Below are 18,461 nucleotides of genomic sequence, written 5' to 3' on the forward strand. Positions count from 1 at the left end.
AATAAAGCAGGAGAGCGAAAAGCTCTCCTGTACCGGTTTTATTATTTAACTTCAATGAGTTCTACATCAAAAATTAAAGTACTGTTCGGTGGAATCGTTCCCGGAACACCTTGAGCACCATAACCGAGGTTTGAAGGAATATACAAAGTGGCTTTGCCGCCTTCTTTCATTAACTGTAGACCTTCAGTCCAACCTGGAATCACTTGATTCAATGGGAATTCAATTGGCTCGCCGCGCTGTACTGAACTATCAAATACAGTGCCATCCACTAACTTACCTGTGTAGTGAACTTTAACAACTGATGTGGCTTGCGGTTGTTTACCTGTACCTTCTTTCGTTGTTAGGTACTGTAAACCAGAAGCAGTGGTTTTAACCCCAGCTTTACTTTTGTTTTCTGTTAAGAAATTATCGCTGCTACTTTGTGCTTGCTTATTACTTTCGAGCTGCTTGTTTTGCATTTCTTGCTGGAACTCAGCATATGCTTTTTGTAATTCTTCTTCAGTATATGCAGGTTTTGCACGAGCATGACCCGCACGAACGCCAGTGACAAAGCTATCAATATCTAATTCTGGAGGCGTTTGATGGGCAACTTCATAACCAAGTGCATAACTGATTTTAGCGACAGCAGAAGCATTTGCAGCTGGTTGAGTTGATGTTGCTGATTGCGTAGCAGGTGTTTTAGTTGCATAGTAAACAGGAACAAGTGCGGCACCGCCGAGTAATACAGCGACAGCGATAGGTAGGGCCTTACTCATATATTTTCCCACAATTATTTTATATGTAAAAAGTTGCTGAAATTCTAGCAGACTTTTCCTGTTCAGCGCTTACCTATCTCTATGATCAGGTAAGGTGCAGGAAAGATCATCATAGTCATGTTCTTATTTTTATACTATAACGGTATGAATATATAAAACATTTTTTATACAGAAAGATGCATGCAACATAAATTTCGAAAATAAAAAAAGCCACCGTATTCGGTGGCTTTTTTGAATAGGCTTGAATTAGTCTTGATCTTTAGCTGCTTTATAACCGTATGAATAGTTATAGCCATAACCATAACCAGCAGAACTACGCTGGATATCATTCAAGATAATCCCATTAACTTTGACACCCACTTGTTCGAAGCGATTTACAGTGAGTTCAAGTTCTTTCATCTGGGTTTTTGCATAACGCGCGATGACAAGATTTACACCTGCAAATTGTGAAATGATAATACCGTCAGTTACAGCAAGTACAGGCGGGGTATCGATAATCACATGATCGAACTTGTCGGCAATTAAATCTAAGAACTCTTTGAACTTATTCGAGCTTAATAATTCAGAAGGGTTAGTTGGGCTTTTACCCCGAGTTACGACACTTAAATTTGGAATTTCTGTTGTTTTAACAATACTGTCAATGCCACTTTGCCCATTTAAATACTCAGAAAGGCCTGGTTGGTTATCATGATTGAAGTATTTGTTTAAATAACCACGACGTAAATCGGCATCAATAATTAAAACGCGTTTATCACTTTGCGCAAGAATCGTAGCTAAGTTGGTAGAAATAAATGATTTACCGACTTCAGGCGCAGGCCCTGAAATCATGATCAGGTTATTTTTTGCAGATGTCAGTGCAAAGTGAATGGCAGTACGCATACTGCGCAGGCTTTCAATTGCAATATCATCGCTATTTTTAACCGCAAGTACAGGAATGGTCTTTTTCTTCTTCAGTAACTTGATGCGACTTTCTTGAACAGGGGAACGTGGCACAGTGGCATAAACCGGAAGATCCAGATTATTTTCAATTTCTGAAGAATCTTTAATTCCTGAGCGAAGCATATTGCGAACAAGAGCAATTAATACACCAATAAAGCCACCGACAAATAGCGAGAGTATAAGGACAATTAACTTTTTAGGTTTAATAGGTTCAATTGGCTCTACTGCAGTATCAACGATGCGGACATTACCAATTTCCCCTGCTTTTGCAATACGGAGTTGTTGGTAAGAGTTGAGTAGAGCGGTATAGAGTTGCTGTTTCACTTCAACTTCACGATAAAGCTGTAAATAGCGGCGTTGTAAATCTGGAAGTTTTTTTAATGTGGCATTTAGTTCAGCAATTTTGCTATTAATTGCCCCCAATTGTGCATTCATTTGCTGCATCACTGGGTGTTCGCTGGTGTATTTTGCAGACGCCTCAGCTACTTTTTGTTCAAGCTGTGCTTTTTGGGTTTCGAGTGTAATACTTTGAGTTAAATATAGCTCAGATTCTTTAGTGACATCGACAGTATTAAACTCTTGACGGAATTTGTTAAATTCACGTTCTGCGACATCAAGCTGTTGTTTCAATTCAGGGAGTTGTTCATCCAAGAATTTTAAAGTTTGTGCACTTTCAGCTGAACTGCGTTCAATATTTTGCTGGCTATAGGCTGCTAAAATTGAATTGAGTACTTGGGTAATATGTTCTTTATCTTGACCCTGATAATTTAATCCAAGGACACCGGTCATTTTCCCTTTTTCAGCAACCGAAAAATTCTCTAAAATATTATCAACTGCAGCAGGTAAAGATTGCTTTTGAATTAGGTAGTGATCTTTTAACTTGTCGCGGGTAAAAATCGAAATATCCCACGATCCATCAGTGGTACGTAATGAATTCGCTTGATTGAGCTTCGCAGTCAGAATTTTTTCTTCAGTTTCGGTATCTATCAGTGTAATGAGATTATCTTCGAAGCTTAAACTGAGGTCTTTATCACGATATACGTTAGGCACATTAAATTGACGGACTTCAAAACTTTTTTCATCGTCTTTAAAAGTTACTGATTTATTTTTATATTCTGTGACATATTCATGCGGGGAAAATAAGCGATCAGTGAAAGAATTTTCTGTACCGGAAATTTTTAGGTCGAGATGTAAACTCTGAATGACATTACCAAGAACTAAACGTGATTTAAGAATCTCAATTTCTGCTTGGGCAGGTTGTTTTTGATCAATCATGCTTGATAGATCACCCAAGAGTGCTGCTGAAGTTCCTTTACTTTCCTCAACCTGTACCAGTGCATTTACTGCGTAGGTATCAGGCGTGGTTCTTAAATAAAGCAGGGCACAAACGAGACTTAAAATTACACATAAAGCAATTAACTTCCACTGTGCAATCAGAGAGAAAAATAATTCTTTTAAATCAATTGTATCTTCTGTATTGGTATTTTGGCTCATAATCGTACATCAAAAGTTAAATTTGTTTAGTCCAATCTGCAACGCAAGATTGGATCAGTTCTGAGGTCTGGTCAAAAAAAGCTTGATCGTGCTGATATGGGTCAGGCACATTTTTACCTTGCCAATGACCTAAACGAAAAGTCTTTCCCTTTGCAAATGGCCATGTCTGTTCAATATGCTTTTGTTGATTTGAACTCATGACCAAAATTAAATCTGATTTTTTGATCAGTTCAGCATTTAATTTTTGGGCAATATGTCCACTCATATCGATGCCAATTTTTTGCATACAGTATTGAGCTTTTTCATCTGCTGCATGTCCAATCATACCTGAGATTCCCGCTGAATAAATATTCAGATCGGGATGAGCTTTTTTTAGGAGATATTCTGCCATAGGGCTTCGGCAAATATTACCTACACAGACCACCAAAATATTTTTAAATAACATTATTGGCCCAATCTGTCCATGTTATAGATCATATTTGAGAAAGGAATCACTTGATTGATCACACGCTGCCAACGAGCTAAACCGGATGCATCAACATACACAATATCATTGCTACGCATTTTGAACTGGTTTGCGAGACCAAAATCACCGATACTGGTCAAATCTAAATGGTAAATTTCAGTCATTGGGCTATTCATATCGCTACGCACAACGTATATTTTACCTCGACTCGCTGAAAGTGAGTTAATCCCTAGACTTTCCCCCAGGACATCACTGAGGCTCATGCCTTGTTCACGCATGGGTAAAGATTGGTTTTTTCCAGACTCTCCCATCACATAAATTTTTTGGTTTTCACGGGAGTTGACATAAATTGTGTCATTCGGTTTGATGAGTAAGTTGTGTAAAGAATATCCAGCTTTTTCAAGTTCAATACTATTGAGTACATAACTTTGACCATTTCTAACTAAGGTTAAAGATGCATTGTCACCAAATTGACTATTTACTCCGCCCGCCATACCTAAAGCAGTATAAATACTTGTCGGCTGATCGGTGAGATTAAACTGACCACCTTTCATTACATTACCTTGAACCGAAAAACGTTGTCCTTGGTAGGAAAGTACGCGAACAATCACATCTGGGGTTTTTAAGTAACGAGCAAGTTGGCTGCGTAATTCCTGATTGACTTGTGTCAGCGATTTTCCTGCAGCTTTATATCGGCCAATAATTGGAAATTGGATATAGCCACTTTGATCAATTTGGTAGCCATTAGAAATAATGGCATCTTGATTGTTAATTGTATTTGTGGGTGGTGTAATTTCAGGGTATGCCCATAAATAAATAGATAAAATATCACCCGGATTTAAACGATAACTTTTTTGTTGTTGATTGAACAGATGGGCAAAATTTTGCTGATTTACTTGGGCGGGTTGAACAGCAACTAAATTTTCTTGAGTTAGTTTAATAACATTGACTGTCGAGCCTAAATCAGTTTGAAATGTGCCTTCTTTAGGAAGGTCATAGGTTTGTAAGCCTGAAGTAATGGCACAACCCGTCATACTTAGACTCAAAGCTAACATACAGCTATAACGATAGTAACTCACTCGAATACAAATCCTATTTATAAAATATTTGAATCATTGAAATACGGGTTTAAGTACCCAAATTACTCATTTTAGAATGTTAAGTTTATACTATTCACCTTGTAGAATATAGCTTTACATTTGTTTTAAATCGTAAGTTTAATCAAGACTTGCATGGATGAATATCTTTTTAAAGATCTTATTGTTATTTGAATTTTTTTAAATATACAAAGTTGGTTTTATAGGGTGAATTGTTTAATCCTATAAATATTTTTGATTAAAATTACAGTCCTCATAGAACATCATTACACAATCGAAATTTGATTTTCTGATATAATTTAACGCTATTTACAACATAACGATGATTGATGATTCATCGATGACATAGGCTTCAGTATGTTACAACTCTCCGAATTAAAAATTGCCATAATCGGATTAGGTTATGTCGGTTTACCGCTAGCTGTTGAGTTTGGAAAAAAAGTTCCCGTGGTGGGTTTTGATATTCATCAAAAGCGTATTGATGAGCTACAGAGCGGACAAGATCATACTTTAGAAGTTTCACCAGAAGAATTAAAGCAAGCAACGCATTTAAGCTACACCACGAACTTACAGCAGTTAGTAGACTGTAATTTCTTTATTGTTACAGTTCCAACACCGATTGATGAATATAAGCAGCCAGATCTAACGCCATTAGTGAAAGCCTCAGAAAGCATTGCAAAAGTGTTGAAAAAAGGTGATGTGGTTGTTTATGAATCGACCGTTTATCCGGGTGCAACAGAAGAAGTCTGTATTCCTGTTTTAGAGAAAAATTCAGGCTTAATATTCAATCAGGATTTTTATGCAGGCTATAGCCCTGAACGAATTAATCCGGGCGATAAACTGCACCGTGTGACGAATATTTTAAAAATCACTTCGGGTTCAACACCTGAAGTTGCTGATTATGTTGATGAAGTCTATAACCTGATTATTGAAGCAGGCACACATAAAGCAGCCAGCATCAAAGTAGCTGAAGCTGCGAAGGTGATTGAAAATACACAGCGCGATGTGAATATTGCCTTAATTAATGAATTGGCATTGATTTTCAATAAAATGGGCATTGATACCGAAGCGGTATTACAAGCGGCAGGTACTAAATGGAATTTCTTACCATTCCGCCCAGGTTTGGTTGGTGGTCACTGTATCGGCGTTGACCCGTACTACCTAACCCATAAAGCACAAGCGATTGGCTACAACCCTGAAATTATTTTAGCGGGTCGCCGTTTAAATGATGGTATGGGCGCTTATGTGGTCACTCAGTTGGTGAAAGCCATGCTGAAAAAACGCATTCAAGTAGAAGATGCCAAAGTCTTAATTTTAGGTTTAAGCTTTAAAGAAAACTGTCCGGATATCCGCAATACCCGCATCATTGATATTGTGAAAGAACTGAAAGAATATCATATCGATGCCGATGTCTATGACCCTTGGGTGGATGCGACTGAGGCAGAACATGAGTACGGTATTAGCCCTGTGCAGGCGCTGGAAAATGGCAAATATGATGCAGTAATTTTAGCGGTTGCACATGAACAGTTTAAAGCCATGGGTGCAGATGCGATCCGTGCTTTAGGTAAATCTGAGCATGTATTGTATGACTTGAAATATGTGTTATCTCAAGCCGAATCTGATCTTCGTTTGTAAGAGGGCCATACCAAAATGAATCAATATCAACAGGTATGTGAAAACCTTAAAATAGCGCCTAAAACATGGCTGGTAACTGGAGTTGCTGGATTTATTGGTTCAAACTTGCTTGAAACTTTATTAAAGCTGAATCAAACCGTAGTGGGTTTAGATAACTTTGCCACAGGTCATCAGCATAATTTGGATGAAGTGCAAAGTTTAGTGACTGCTGAGCAATGGGCAAAATTCAGTTTTATTGAAGGTGATATTCGCCAATTTTCCGACTGCCAAAAAGCCTGTGCAGGCGTGGATTATGTCCTGCATGAAGCCGCTTTAGGTTCTGTACCGCGTTCGATTGCCGATCCGATCATCACCAATGACACCAATATTAGCGGTTTCTTAAATATGCTCACTGCTGCGCGTGATGCAGGTGTTGCCAGCTTTACATATGCAGCCAGCAGTTCGACTTATGGTGATCATCCTGCATTGCCAAAAGTAGAAGAAAATATTGGTAATCCGCTTTCACCGTATGCAGTGACCAAATACGTGAATGAACTATACGCCGATGTTTTTGCACGCAGCTACGGTTTTAAAGCGATTGGTTTACGTTACTTCAATGTCTTTGGTCAACGCCAAGATCCAAACGGCGCTTATGCTGCGGTGATTCCGAAATGGACGGCATCGATGATCGCGGGTGAAGATGTCTTCATCAATGGTGATGGTGAAACCAGTCGTGATTTCTGTTTTATTGATAATACGGTTCAAGCCAATATTTTGGCGGCGACAGCATCTGATGAAGCCAAAAACCAAGTCTATAACGTGGCTGTGGGTGACCGCACGACTTTGAATGAGCTATATCGCGCCATTCAAGTGGCACTTGCTGAAAATGCGGTGAACTTTGCGCGTGATCCTGTCTATCGTGAGTTTCGTGCAGGTGATGTACGTCATTCACAAGCCAGCATTGCCAAAATTGAGCAACATTTGGGTTATGCACCGCAGTTTAAAATTGCCGAAGGCATTCAATTGGCCATGCTTTGGTACGTAAACAACTTAAAATGATATTGAACAGATGATTGCGAAAATTTTCGCAAAGTATCAGTCGATTGGGCTGATTACCTTAAGTTTACTGGCAGGTGCGATAATGACATTTATCGCACTTCCTGTTTTAACACGCCTATATTCTGTTGCTGACTTTGGGGCTTACGGGATTGCATTGGCGATAGTCAGTGTTATATCGACGGTGGCGAATTTACGTCTTGATCAAGCTTTATTGGTTGCCGAAGAAGGTGATAAAAAAAGCCTGATCTTTGAAGGGGTAGTATTTTCAACTTTCATCGCGATTGTTAGCGGCATTGTTATTAGTTTTATTCTAAATATTGAAATGGCAACCGCAGTTGCCACAGGCGTGCTTGCCAATACCCTCATTCAAAGCTTATACAATTACAAATTTTCAGCACACAAAGAATATTTTTGTGCAGGTTTAAATATTTTTAGAAGTGCGATCGTCGTTGCAGTGCAACTGAGTTTGCCACTGTTCATGCAGATCAGTCTGGTCAATAGCTACAATGTCAGTTCGATCCTGATGATTGTGGCGATGTTGCTCTACCTATTGAAGTATCAGCTCTATCAAGTCAGTTGGCATGCGTTTAAAAATTATCAAGATTTTATCTATGCCAATACCCCGCATGCTTTGCTGAACAGTTTTTCACATAACTTGCCGTATTATGTGGTGTCGCATTTTGTGGGTGTGCATGTGATGGGTTTTTATGCCATCGTCGAACGGACTTTGCGTGTCCCAATCAATTTGATTTCACAAACCCTACGTCAGTTTTTTATCCGTAAGTTTAAAACCACGGATTCCAATCAAAGTGCTTTAAAGGCGAGTGTACTACTTAGTCTGGTTTCACTGCCATTATTTGCTTTGGTCTTTGTATTGCCTGAATCTTTATATTTATGGGTTTTTGGCAGTGAATGGGTGGGTATTTCGAGCTATTTCCAAATTTTAGCGTTGGGCTATTGGGCGATTTTCTGTAATCCGCCAAGCTCAGCTTTTCTGATTGCTAAGCGCAATAGCCAAGTGCTGTTTAAGTTGCAAATCGTAGAACTCATGATTAAGTTCGCTTTATTTGCAGGCTTCTATGCAGTCTTTGCTGATAAAGTATATATGTTGCTTGCGGTGCCTGTAGCACTGATCATTTATAACTTTGCCATTTTATATGTGGTGTGGAGAAACAAAAGCTGATGTTTTTTAAACTGTTAAAACTGATGAATTGGTTCACTGCACAATCTCGTCAGCAATTTTATAATGTGGCTTTTGGCACCAAATTTCGTTATTTCGGCAAAGCCTGTACGGTCGATATTAGCGGACAAGTGAAGATTGGCAACAATGTTTATATTGGCGATCATGTCAGTTTAATCGTTGAACAAGGTGCGAGCTTAGAAATCGCGGATAACAGTTTTATTGGTGAAAACTGCTATATCAAATGCTTTGGTGGCAAGGTGTCAATTGGTAAAGATGTCAGTATTAACTCTAAGTCATTTATCAATGGCTGTGGCGGTGTGAGCATTGGCGATAACACCCGTATTGGTACGCAAAGTATCATCATTGCCAGCAATCATAAATTTGGTGAACCTGATGTGTTGGTGAAAGATGCGATTACTAAACAAGGGGTCAGTTTAGGCGAAAATATTTGGCTTGGTGCACGGGTGACGGTACTTGATGGTGTAACTATTGCCGATGATAGTGTAATTGGCGCCTGTAGTTTGGTATCTAAACCTTTGCCTGAATCAGGGGTGTATGTCGGTATTCCGGCCAAAAAAATCAAATCTGTGTAAAGTGCTATGCGTATCGTAAAACACATTTTCAGCGTAAAATATTCAGCTTAATTTTCTCCCTTTTGATTTTCTGGTCCTGACATAGGTCATACGTATGGCATTTATGGTTTCTGCTTTTCGACAGCTGTTTGATTTGGCTTATTTTATGGTAAAAGGCAGTGTGGCGTATGCACGTAAAAAAGGTGTGAAAGTCGGGAAAAACTGCCGAATTTATATTAAAAGCTGGGGCTCAGAACCATTTTTGGTCAGCATTGGTGATCATGTGACGGTCACTTCAGGAGTGAAATTTATTACTCATGATGGCAGTACCTGTTTAGTCAAAGATGCGCAAGGTAAACGCTACCAACGCTTTGCACCAATTCAAGTGGGATCGCATGTGTTTATTGGGGTCAATACTATTGTAATGCCGGGTGTAAGCATTGGCTCAAATGTGGTGATTGGTGCAGGCTCAGTGGTGACAAAAGATATTCCTGATCATAGCGTGGCGATTGGCGTACCTGCCAAAGTGGTATCCAGTTTTGTCGACTATCAAGCCAAAATTCAAAGCACCTGTGCCAGTGATAGTGAGCTGGCAGGTATCACGGATTATCGTGAGCGTGTTGAGCGTGCCATGGCGATTCAAGCCTCAAAAAACCACTTTTAATATTTTCCCATTTCATAAAATTTAGGTCTGCATATGTTGAATAAAGTCATGTTCTTTTTGCCAAGCTTGGGCGGTGGCGGTGCAGAACGTACGGTCATTCAACTGGCGAACAGTTTTGCTGAACAAGGACTTAAAATTCATTTAGGCGTATGTGACCTGAATGGTGATAAAGCTAAACTTTTTCCTGAAGTTAGCCCGAAAATTGAGTTGGTCAATTTTAATTGCGGTCGGGTGATGAATAGCATCACGCCTTTAAAAATAAAAATGAAAGCTGAGCAATACGACTGCTTAGTCGCAACGCAAACCCACACCAATATTGTGGCAGGTATTGCGAAAAAACTCGCAGGTGTTAAAACGCGATTAATCTTCCGTGAAGTATCTACGCCGTCCAAAAACTTAAAATTGCAAGGTCTTGCCAAATTTTTGCTGAAAACTTTGGTGAATTGGACTTATCCCATGGCACAGCAAGTGGTCTGTGTTTCCAAAGGGGTTGAAGCCGATTTTCGTGAATATTATGGCTATAATAATAATCTGAGCACGATTTATAACCCTGTATTGGACGATGCCTATTTTGAAAAACTCAAAGCGCCAGTCACACACAAATTTTTAAATGATGACCATAAAGTGATTTTGGCAGTGGGGCGTCTCACTGAAGCAAAGAACTTTGGTTTTCTGATCCGCTCCTTTAAAGCCTTGCATGATCAGCATCCTGAAACCCGATTATTGATTTTAGGTGAGGGCGAACTGCGTGCAGAGTTTGAGGCTTTAGTTGCTGAATTGGGTTTAAAAGACGTGGTGGATTTGCCGGGCTTTGATGCCAATCCATACGCTTATTTTAATTATGCATCGCTATTTGTTTTAAGCTCGAATTGGGAAGGCTTGCCGGGTGTACTTATTCAAGCCTTAGCCTCTAAAGTGAAAGTGGTGAGTACCAACTGTCCAAGTGGACCAATGGAAATTCTAGAAAACTCTAAGTTTGGTTTATTGGTTGAATGTAATGATCAGGCAGGTTTAACCCAAGCGATGCAGCAAGCGATATTTGCAGATTATGTGCAATATCAAGATGCTGATTTTGAATCACATATTCAGCAGTTTCATAAGCAAACCGTGCTCAAGCAGTATTTGCGAATGATGGAGTCGGCGGCATGAGCAAACCTTTGATGGTACATGTGATCACCAACTTTGCAGGCGTGGGTGGTGCCGAAATGATGTTGGCACGCTTAATTCAGCAAACTGAACATGACTATCAGCACGTGATCATTGCACTGATGAAAACTTCCGAGGTGTATCAAAGTACTTTAGAGCGTTGTCAGTCGCATTATGCGCTCGGTTGGAATGGTTTAAATACGCTGAGTACGGTGAGTCAGCTGCGCGCATTACTCAAAAAGCTACAGCCCGCAACGGTGCAATGCTGGATGTACCATGCCAATGCATTGACCAGTCTGAGTGTTATTGGCTTAGCAAAAAAACCAAAAGTCGTGTGGGGCATTCATCACTCGCTTGCTTCCCCGAAAGATGAATCCATTAGCACTAAGATTGCTTTAAGTTTAAGTAAAATTTTATCAAAACAACCGAACAGCATTATTTATTGTGCACATTCTTCATTAGAACAGCACCAAGCATTTGGTTTTCAAAACCCAAATTGTAAAGTGATCGCCAATGGGGTGTTTCTCGATAAATTTCAGCCGAATCCAGAATTGCATCAGCCAACCGTGATTGGCTTTGCCGGACGTTACCATCCTGCAAAAGGTTACCCATATTTATTTGAAACCATGGGCTTACTGAAAGATGAGAACATCATCTTTAAAATTGCGGGTAGTGGTGCAAGTTTAGATAATGTGGACGTCAAAGCTTTATTTGAGCAGTATCAATTAGATGTTGAAAAAGTCCATTTATTGGATCAAATCTCAGATATGCCCGCGTTTTATCAATCGATTGATGCTTTCCTTATGACTTCAATTACTGAAGGTTTTCCGAATGTCTTGGTGGAAGCCATGGCATCAGGGTTACCGTGTATCAGCACCGATGTTGGCGATGCTAAATACATTGTGCAGGACTTAGGCGCAATTGTACCGCCACGGAATGCACACGCTTTGGCAGAGGAAATTTTGGCGTATGTGCAAAAAACAGAAGCAGAAAAACACGCGTTAAAACAAGCAACACGTGAACGAGTTGAACAGAATTTCAGTATCGAAACCGTCAGCGGTCAATATATGCAGGTGTGGAGCCAACAGGCATGAAGTTTTTAATGATATGTAGTTATTTGCCCTCTGCACTGAACTTCCGTGGCAAGCTGTTAGAAGCGATTGCACATCAAGGTTATGAGATTCACATCATGGCGCCTGAACTGCGTACGTTCCCTGACGAATATCATCAGTTGCAGTCGCTCGGATACACCGTACATGATATTCCCATGCAACGCACTGGCACTAATCCACTGGCAGATTTAAAATTACTCAAGCATTTATATCAAAGCATCCGTCGTATTCAGCCTGACTATGTGCTGTCTTATACCATTAAGCCAGTCATTTACGGCACGCTGGCATCATGGTTGGCAAAAATCCCACATCGCTTTGCTTTAATTACTGGTCTAGGTTATGCCTTCCAAAATGTCGAATCGGGTAAACGCAGCCTGTTTCAAAAAATGGTGCATGGTTTATATGCACAAGCCTTGAAACATAGTGATAAAGTCTTTTTCCAAAATCCTGATGATCTCAAGCTGTTCCAAGACATGCATTTGCTTGACGCTGAAAAACCGACGGTGGTGGTGAATGGCTCAGGGGTCAATGTACAAGACTTTGATGTATTGCCCTTACCGCAAAATGATGCGGGGACAGTTAAAGCCTCATTTTTACTTATTGCACGGCTTTTGGGTGATAAAGGTGTGCGCGAATACGCTGAATCGGCGCGCATCATCAAAGCACAATATCCTGAATCGGAATTTCATTTGGTCGGTTGGATTGATGATAATCCTTCGGCCATTTCACAAGCTGAACTTGATGAATGGATTGCCGATGGTCGCCTCAAATATTGGGGCAAACTCAGTGACGTGCGTCCTACAATTGCAGAAAGCTCGGTCTATGTATTGCCGTCCTACCGTGAAGGTACGCCACGTACGGTATTAGAGGCGATGGCGATGGGACGGGCTATTATTACCACCGATGCACCAGGTTGTCGTGAAACGGTATCGCACGGTGTGAATGGTTATTTGGTCGGGGTGAAGTCTATAGATGATTTGGTGCAATGCATGCAATACTTTATTGAAGATCCAAAATTGATTGAATATATGGGACAGCGTTCGCGAGAAATTGCGCTGAATAAATATGATGTACATCAAGTGAATAAACATATGATGGCTGAAATGGGTATCCATTAAAGGAGATTCGCCCAATTTAAGAGATGATCCAAATGACCTTAAAATATATAAAAAGTGATTTATACCGCTATACGGGCAATCTTGGTTTTAAATCATTTTTGAAAACTTATTTTTTCAATCGTGGTTTTAATTTTTCATTTTGGCTGCGTTTAGCCAGTGCAAAATCATTTTGGGCAAAGTTGGCTTATCCCATTTATTATTATAAAAAAAAGCAGTACGGCATAGATATTCATACCACAACTCAAATTGGCTATGGCTTGTTTATTGGTCATGGCGGGCCACTGGTTGTTAACCCTACGACTGTGCTTGGCAATAATGTGAATTTATCACAATTTACAACGATTGGTGCCAATGGTGGGCGTAAAGCTGCAGAAATTGGTGACAATGTTTATATTGGGCCGAATGTTTGCATCATTGAGCATGTCAAAATTGGCAATAATGCCACTATTGGTGCGGGCAGCGTTGTGACGAAAGATATTCCTGAAAATGCAACTGCGGTAGGAAACTACGCGAAAGTTATCAGCATGAATAATCCAGGTCATGCAGTCAATCGTCGTTGGATAGACCTCTAAACTGCTATATTCTTTGGCAGCTTTTAGAATGGGGACTACTTGAGTCCCTTTGGCTGTTGAAATATTTTACAAATCTGATGGCGTCGAACAGGGTATAATCATTGCTAGAAATGGATACCATTCCCCCATCTTTATCTAACCTTAAGAGTGAACCATGTTAAAGCGCTTATTGGATATTGTTATCGCATCATCTGCGCTGGTGCTGCTGTCTCCTGTTTATGCTTTAGTGGCTTATAAGGTGAAAAAGAATTTAGGTTCGCCAGTCTTATTTCGTCAGGTACGTCCGGGTCTGCATGGCAAGCCCTTTGAAATGGTGAAGTTCCGAACCATGAAAGATGCACTTGATGCGCAGGGCAATCCTTTACCTGACAGTGAGCGTCTGACGTCATTCGGAAAAATGCTCCGTGCCACCAGTTTGGATGAAATGCCTGAACTGTGGAATGTGATTAAAGGCGATATGAGTATTGTCGGACCACGACCATTATTGATGGAATATTTACCGCTCTATAATCGTGAGCAGGCCAAGCGTCATCATGTGCGTCCGGGCATTACAGGTCATGCTCAAGTGAATGGTCGCAATGCCATTTCATGGGAAAAAAAGTTTGAACTCGATACTTGGTATGTGGAAAATCAGTCCTTATGGCTCGATTTTAAAATCATGCTAAAAACCGTGAAAAAAGTGATTGCCAAGGATGATATTAGTGCCGAAGGCGAGGCAACCATGACAAAATTTACCGGCACACCGGAACAAAAATAATGACAACACTCTATGCGATTTATGGGGCTTCAGGTTGTGGACGTAGCCTGATGCCTGTCGCGCGTCAGCAATTGGTACGTAATGGTGATGCGTCTGAAATTATCTTTATCGATGATGCTTTAACAGAGATTGGTGTGGTGAATGGTCATCGTGCCATGAATTACCAAGCTTTTTTAAATGAATCTGCATCGACAAAATACGTGCAAATTGCCATTGCCAATAGTCATGTACGAGAAAAGATCGCTCAGCGTTTAAAGATGGATGGCATTCAGCTTTGGTCGATCACTGCGGACCATGTGGTTTTAATGGATCAGATAGAACTCGCTGAAGGTTCGGCTTTGAGTCCTTTTGTCTGCATTGGCTCCAATGTCAAAATCGGCAAGTGTTTTCATGCCAATTTATACAGTTATGTCGAGCATGATTGTGTGATTGGGGATTTCGTTACTTTCGCGCCAGGCGTAAAATGCAACGGCAATATTCATATACACGCGCACGCCTATATTGGCGCGGGTGCGATGATTAAGCAGGGTACACCTGATCAGCCTTTAGTGATTGGTGTAGGTGCTATTGTGGGTATGGGTGCTGTCGTGACCAAAAGTGTACCCGCAGGCGTCACTGTGGTCGGTAATCCTGCCCGAATTGTGACTTCAAAATAGATTTTTAAACTCGATTTTTAGACTGGGAAAATTCCATGTTAAACAGTGCATTTGAGCCTTGGCCAAGCTTTACCCAAGCAGAAGCCGATGCAGTGTCAAACGTCCTTCTCTCCAATAAAGTCAATTATTGGACAGGTCAGGAATGCCGTGAATTTGAAAAGGAATTTGCACAGTTTGCAGGAACCAAACATGCCGTTGCGGTAGCGAATGGTACAGTGGCACTGGATTTAGCCCTTAAAGCTTTGGGTGTTGGCGCGGGTGATGACGTGATAGTCACTTCACGTACTTTCTTAGCTTCAGCAAGCTCAATTGTGACTGCGGGTGCCAATCCGATTTTTGCTGACGTTGAACTCGATTCACAAAATATCTCATGCCGTAGTATTGAAGCAGTCATCACTCCAAATACCAAAGCCATTATTTGTGTGCATTTAGCAGGTTGGATGTGTGATATGGATCCGATCATGCAATTGGCTGAGGAAAAAGGTATCTTCGTGATTGAAGATTGTGCCCAAGCACATGGCGCGATGTACAAAGGCAAATCAGCAGGTTCAATTGGACATATTGGCGCATGGTCATTCTGCCAAGACAAGATTATGACCACAGGCGGTGAAGGCGGGATGGTCACCACCAATGATGAAGGTCTTTGGAAAACAATGTGGTCGTATAAAGATCACGGCAAAAACTTTGATAGCGTCTATAACAAGCAACATCCACCGGGCTTCCGTTGGTTGCATGACTCCTTTGGCACCAACTGGCGCATGATGGAAATACAAGCCGTGATTGGTCGTCTGCAACTCAAACAAATGCCTGAATGGACGGCAAAACGTAATGCCAATATGGCACGTATCCAAGCCGTATTTGAAAGTAGCCCTTATTTTACGGTAGCGAAACCATCTGTTGAATATGTGCATGCCGCTTATAAATGCTATGTACAAGTCAATATTGATGCTTTGCCTGAAGGCTGGTCACGTGATCGCATCATGGCGGAAATCAGCGCGCAAGCGGTGCCATGTTTTAGTGGCTCATGTTCAGAGGTGTATTTAGAAAAAGCTTTTGATGAGACACCGTGGCGTCCAGCAACACGTTTAGCCAATGCAAAAGCTTTAGGTGAAAGCAGTCTGATGTTCTTGGTGCATCCAACACTGTCTGAACACAGCCTACAAAAAACCGTAGCTGCGATTCAAAGCGTGATTGCCAAGATTCACGGTTAAAACAGCGTATAATCACAGCGTGCTTTTTCAGCCAAGATAACTGAGCCTCAATGAAAGATTTTATTCGTTCCATTGCATCCTTACCGCGTCGCCAAAAACAAGTGGTTTTAGTGACTATGGACATGTGCATGTTGCCACTGATGATGTGGCTGGCCTATGCCATTCGTTTGGCACGTCCAAATGTGACCGTGATGCAAGGGCTTGAGGCTTGGTATATCTATGTTGCCATCGCAGGTGTAATGATTTTTGCCTTGTTCGGGATTTACCGTGCGATTGTACGGTCATTTAATGAGGACTATTTGTTACGGATTTTAATCGGGACATTTATTCAAATTGTGGCCTTGTACACGATTAAAAAAATGAATGTTGCCTTTATTCCGATGAGTATTCCACTCATGTACGGCTTTATGCTGTTTTCTTACATGTGGTGGAGTCGCGCGGTGATTCGTTATGCGACGCTTAAAACCTTTGCCAAAAAACAAACTCGCAAACGTGTGGCGATTTATGGGGCAGGCTTGGCAGGACAACAAATTGCGGCCGCTTTAAACCGTTCAGATGATTATTTGCCTGTGTGTTTTATTGACGATAAGCGCTCCTTACAAGGTCAGTCACTGAGTGGTTTAAAAATTTATGCACCACAACGTGCAGCAGCTAAATTGGGTAAATTTGGTATTGAAGAAGTCTTACTTGCCATGCCTTCCGTTGGTCGTGCACGGAAAAAAGAGATTATTGAATCCTTTGAAGCCACCGACGTCAAAATCATGGAATTACCGGGTGTGACACAACTGGTCGATGGTAAAGTTAGAGTCTCTGATATTCGAGAAGTCGATATTATTGATTTGCTTGGACGTGATCCTGTACCGCCTAAAGCTGAATTGTTAGAAAAAAATATTAAAAATAAAGTGGTCATGGTCACAGGGGCAGGGGGGTCAATCGGCTCTGAGTTATGCCGTCAGATCGTGAAACATCAGCCTAAATTGCTGGTGCTGTTTGAAATGTCTGAATTTGCTTTGTATTCGATTGACCGTGAATTGCAGGTATTTGATATACAAATTATTCCAGTATTAGGTTCTGTCACCAATCAGTCAAAACTGGAACGTATATTGCAACAGTATGCGGTACAAACGGTTTATCATGCAGCAGCCTATAAGCATGTGCCTTTAGTCGAGGCCAATCCTTTTGAGGGGATTTATAACACTTCGATTGGTACGCAGCGTAGTGTTGATGCAGCTGTAGCCCAAGGTGTAGAAACCTTTGTTTTAATTTCAACAGATAAAGCCGTACGCCCGACCAATGTCATGGGTGCATCCAAACGTATGGCAGAACTCTACTGTCAGGGTTTGGCATCGACAAATCCAAAGACTCAAATCAGTATTGTACGCTTTGGTAATGTGCTGGGTTCATCAGGTTCTGTCGTTCCGCTATTTAAAAAGCAAATTGCACAAGGTGGACCTGTGACGGTGACGCATCCTGAAGTAACGCGTTACTTTATGACTATTCCAGAGGCTGCACAGCTGGTAATTCAAGCAGGGGCAATGGGTACTGGCGGTGATGTGTTTTTATTAGATATGGGCGAGCCAGTTAAAATTTTAGACTTAGCCAAACAAATGATTCGCTTGAGTGGTTTTAAGCCTGTAGATGAAAAAGGGCTTGGGGATATTAAGATTGAATTTACAGGGCTAAGACCAGGTGAAAAACTGTATGAAGAATTATTAATTGATGCAGAAAATGTTGAAAAAACAAAGCATGAGCGGATTTTAAAATCTTTTGAGAAATATTTTAATTTAAATGAAATGGTTACAGTATTCTCTGCACTTCTATTGAACAGTGAAAAAAATAATGAATTAGAAATGAAAGAAATTTTAAAAAAATATGTAGAAGGGTTTCGATAAAGATTGGTTTAGTTGTGAATGAACAAAAACGATTAATTTAAATGATAGTAACTAAAAGCAAGACAATAGGCCTAATAGATATTATACTGGGCGCCTATTTTTGTACTTGTTTTAATAGGTAGAATATAAATTTGCATGAATGCTAAATGCTGAA

17 protein-coding genes are annotated in these 18,461 nt (G+C 40.6%); 13 read left to right on the forward strand and 4 right to left on the reverse strand.

What is annotated here, in order from left to right; genetic code table 11:
* Positions 1-41: 41 nt before the first annotated feature.
* From FTU64_RS09185 to FTU64_RS09200, 4 genes are all read right to left on the reverse strand, one after another.
* Positions 42-755: an FKBP-type peptidyl-prolyl cis-trans isomerase gene (locus tag FTU64_RS09185; protein WP_078191625.1), complete on the reverse strand. Its 714-nt coding sequence runs from the start codon at positions 753-755 to the stop codon at positions 42-44.
* Between the two features lie 246 nt (positions 756-1,001).
* The gene (locus FTU64_RS09190; RefSeq protein ID WP_218950856.1) at positions 1,002-3,188 is read right to left on the reverse strand and encodes a polysaccharide biosynthesis tyrosine autokinase; all 2,187 of its coding nucleotides are present in this window, start codon (positions 3,186-3,188) and stop codon (positions 1,002-1,004) included.
* Positions 3,189-3,204: 16 nt separating this feature from the next.
* Positions 3,205-3,633 carry a low molecular weight protein-tyrosine-phosphatase gene (locus FTU64_RS09195; RefSeq protein ID WP_180008026.1) on the reverse strand — a complete coding sequence of 143 codons (429 nt, stop codon included), beginning with the start codon at positions 3,631-3,633 and terminating at the stop codon, positions 3,205-3,207.
* Positions 3,633-4,709, reverse strand: coding sequence for a polysaccharide biosynthesis/export family protein (locus FTU64_RS09200; RefSeq protein ID WP_216076663.1), 1,077 nt, complete (start codon positions 4,707-4,709; stop codon positions 3,633-3,635). Before FTU64_RS09200 ends, FTU64_RS09195 begins: the two co-directional genes overlap by 1 nt.
* A 399-nt stretch (positions 4,710-5,108) precedes the next feature.
* Here FTU64_RS09200 and tviB point away from each other — a divergent pair, with 399 nt between their 5' ends.
* From tviB to FTU64_RS09265, 13 genes are all read left to right on the forward strand, one after another.
* Positions 5,109-6,386, forward strand: a complete 1,278-nt coding sequence (tviB, locus tag FTU64_RS09205; protein WP_180059633.1) for a Vi polysaccharide biosynthesis UDP-N-acetylglucosamine C-6 dehydrogenase TviB — start codon at positions 5,109-5,111, stop codon at positions 6,384-6,386.
* Positions 6,387-6,401: 15 nt separating this feature from the next.
* Positions 6,402-7,424 carry an NAD-dependent epimerase/dehydratase family protein gene (locus FTU64_RS09210; protein ID WP_180059634.1) on the forward strand — a complete coding sequence of 341 codons (1,023 nt, stop codon included), beginning with the start codon at positions 6,402-6,404 and terminating at the stop codon, positions 7,422-7,424.
* 10 nt (positions 7,425-7,434) lie between these two features.
* A complete protein-coding gene (locus FTU64_RS09215; RefSeq protein ID WP_180059635.1) occupies positions 7,435-8,607 on the forward strand; it encodes an oligosaccharide flippase family protein in 1,173 nt (390 codons plus the stop codon).
* Positions 8,607-9,200: a DapH/DapD/GlmU-related protein gene (locus tag FTU64_RS09220; RefSeq protein ID WP_180059636.1), complete on the forward strand. Its 594-nt coding sequence runs from the start codon at positions 8,607-8,609 to the stop codon at positions 9,198-9,200. Before FTU64_RS09215 ends, FTU64_RS09220 begins: the two co-directional genes overlap by 1 nt.
* Before the next feature lie 94 nt (positions 9,201-9,294).
* Entirely contained in the window at positions 9,295-9,843 is a 549-nt protein-coding gene (locus FTU64_RS09225) for an acyltransferase (RefSeq protein ID WP_180059637.1), read from the forward strand.
* A gap of 33 nt (positions 9,844-9,876) precedes the next feature.
* Positions 9,877-10,992, forward strand: coding sequence for a glycosyltransferase (locus FTU64_RS09230; protein WP_180059638.1), 1,116 nt, complete (start codon positions 9,877-9,879; stop codon positions 10,990-10,992).
* Complete coding sequence (locus FTU64_RS09235) at positions 10,989-12,083, forward strand: glycosyltransferase (protein WP_180059639.1); 1,095 nt, start codon at positions 10,989-10,991, stop codon at positions 12,081-12,083. Before FTU64_RS09230 ends, FTU64_RS09235 begins: the two co-directional genes overlap by 4 nt.
* Positions 12,080-13,219, forward strand: a complete 1,140-nt coding sequence (locus tag FTU64_RS09240; protein WP_180059640.1) for a glycosyltransferase family 4 protein — start codon at positions 12,080-12,082, stop codon at positions 13,217-13,219. Before FTU64_RS09235 ends, FTU64_RS09240 begins: the two co-directional genes overlap by 4 nt.
* A 32-nt stretch (positions 13,220-13,251) precedes the next feature.
* Positions 13,252-13,791 carry a serine O-acetyltransferase gene (locus FTU64_RS09245; RefSeq protein ID WP_180059641.1) on the forward strand — a complete coding sequence of 180 codons (540 nt, stop codon included), beginning with the start codon at positions 13,252-13,254 and terminating at the stop codon, positions 13,789-13,791.
* Between the two features lie 154 nt (positions 13,792-13,945).
* Positions 13,946-14,548, forward strand: coding sequence for a sugar transferase (locus FTU64_RS09250; protein ID WP_180059642.1), 603 nt, complete (start codon positions 13,946-13,948; stop codon positions 14,546-14,548).
* Positions 14,548-15,204, forward strand: coding sequence for a NeuD/PglB/VioB family sugar acetyltransferase (locus FTU64_RS09255; protein WP_218950857.1), 657 nt, complete (start codon positions 14,548-14,550; stop codon positions 15,202-15,204). The genes FTU64_RS09250 and FTU64_RS09255 overlap by 1 nt, the downstream gene beginning before the upstream one ends.
* A 35-nt stretch (positions 15,205-15,239) precedes the next feature.
* Complete coding sequence (locus FTU64_RS09260) at positions 15,240-16,415, forward strand: DegT/DnrJ/EryC1/StrS aminotransferase family protein (protein ID WP_180059643.1); 1,176 nt, start codon at positions 15,240-15,242, stop codon at positions 16,413-16,415.
* A 50-nt stretch (positions 16,416-16,465) separates the two neighbouring features.
* Positions 16,466-18,307: a nucleoside-diphosphate sugar epimerase/dehydratase gene (locus FTU64_RS09265; protein ID WP_180059644.1), complete on the forward strand. Its 1,842-nt coding sequence runs from the start codon at positions 16,466-16,468 to the stop codon at positions 18,305-18,307.
* Positions 18,308-18,461 lie beyond the last annotated feature (154 nt).

It is taken from the genome of Acinetobacter sp. YH12128, from assembly GCF_013418655.1.
Taxonomy (GTDB): Bacteria; Pseudomonadota; Gammaproteobacteria; order Pseudomonadales; family Moraxellaceae; genus Acinetobacter; species Acinetobacter amyesii.

Bases quoted from the DNA above. Each gene is read 5' to 3' on its own strand.
- FTU64_RS09185 (WP_078191625.1), bottom strand. From the start codon at position 755: ATGAGTAAGGCCCTACCTATCGCTGTCGCTGTATTACTCGGCGGTGCC.
- FTU64_RS09190 (WP_218950856.1), bottom strand. From the start codon at position 3,188: ATGAGCCAAAATACCAATACAGAAGATACAATTGATTTAAAAGAATTA.
- FTU64_RS09195 (WP_180008026.1), bottom strand. From the start codon at position 3,633: ATGTTATTTAAAAATATTTTGGTGGTCTGTGTAGGTAATATTTGCCGA.
- FTU64_RS09200 (WP_216076663.1), bottom strand. From the start codon at position 4,709: ATGTTAGCTTTGAGTCTAAGTATGACGGGTTGTGCCATTACTTCAGGC.
- tviB (WP_180059633.1), top strand. From the start codon at position 5,109: ATGTTACAACTCTCCGAATTAAAAATTGCCATAATCGGATTAGGTTAT.
- FTU64_RS09210 (WP_180059634.1), top strand. From the start codon at position 6,402: ATGAATCAATATCAACAGGTATGTGAAAACCTTAAAATAGCGCCTAAA.
- FTU64_RS09215 (WP_180059635.1), top strand. From the start codon at position 7,435: ATGATTGCGAAAATTTTCGCAAAGTATCAGTCGATTGGGCTGATTACC.
- FTU64_RS09220 (WP_180059636.1), top strand. From the start codon at position 8,607: ATGTTTTTTAAACTGTTAAAACTGATGAATTGGTTCACTGCACAATCT.
- FTU64_RS09225 (WP_180059637.1), top strand. From the start codon at position 9,295: ATGGCATTTATGGTTTCTGCTTTTCGACAGCTGTTTGATTTGGCTTAT.
- FTU64_RS09230 (WP_180059638.1), top strand. From the start codon at position 9,877: ATGTTGAATAAAGTCATGTTCTTTTTGCCAAGCTTGGGCGGTGGCGGT.
- FTU64_RS09235 (WP_180059639.1), top strand. From the start codon at position 10,989: ATGAGCAAACCTTTGATGGTACATGTGATCACCAACTTTGCAGGCGTG.
- FTU64_RS09240 (WP_180059640.1), top strand. From the start codon at position 12,080: ATGAAGTTTTTAATGATATGTAGTTATTTGCCCTCTGCACTGAACTTC.
- FTU64_RS09245 (WP_180059641.1), top strand. From the start codon at position 13,252: ATGACCTTAAAATATATAAAAAGTGATTTATACCGCTATACGGGCAAT.
- FTU64_RS09250 (WP_180059642.1), top strand. From the start codon at position 13,946: ATGTTAAAGCGCTTATTGGATATTGTTATCGCATCATCTGCGCTGGTG.
- FTU64_RS09255 (WP_218950857.1), top strand. From the start codon at position 14,548: ATGACAACACTCTATGCGATTTATGGGGCTTCAGGTTGTGGACGTAGC.
- FTU64_RS09260 (WP_180059643.1), top strand. From the start codon at position 15,240: ATGTTAAACAGTGCATTTGAGCCTTGGCCAAGCTTTACCCAAGCAGAA.
- FTU64_RS09265 (WP_180059644.1), top strand. From the start codon at position 16,466: ATGAAAGATTTTATTCGTTCCATTGCATCCTTACCGCGTCGCCAAAAA.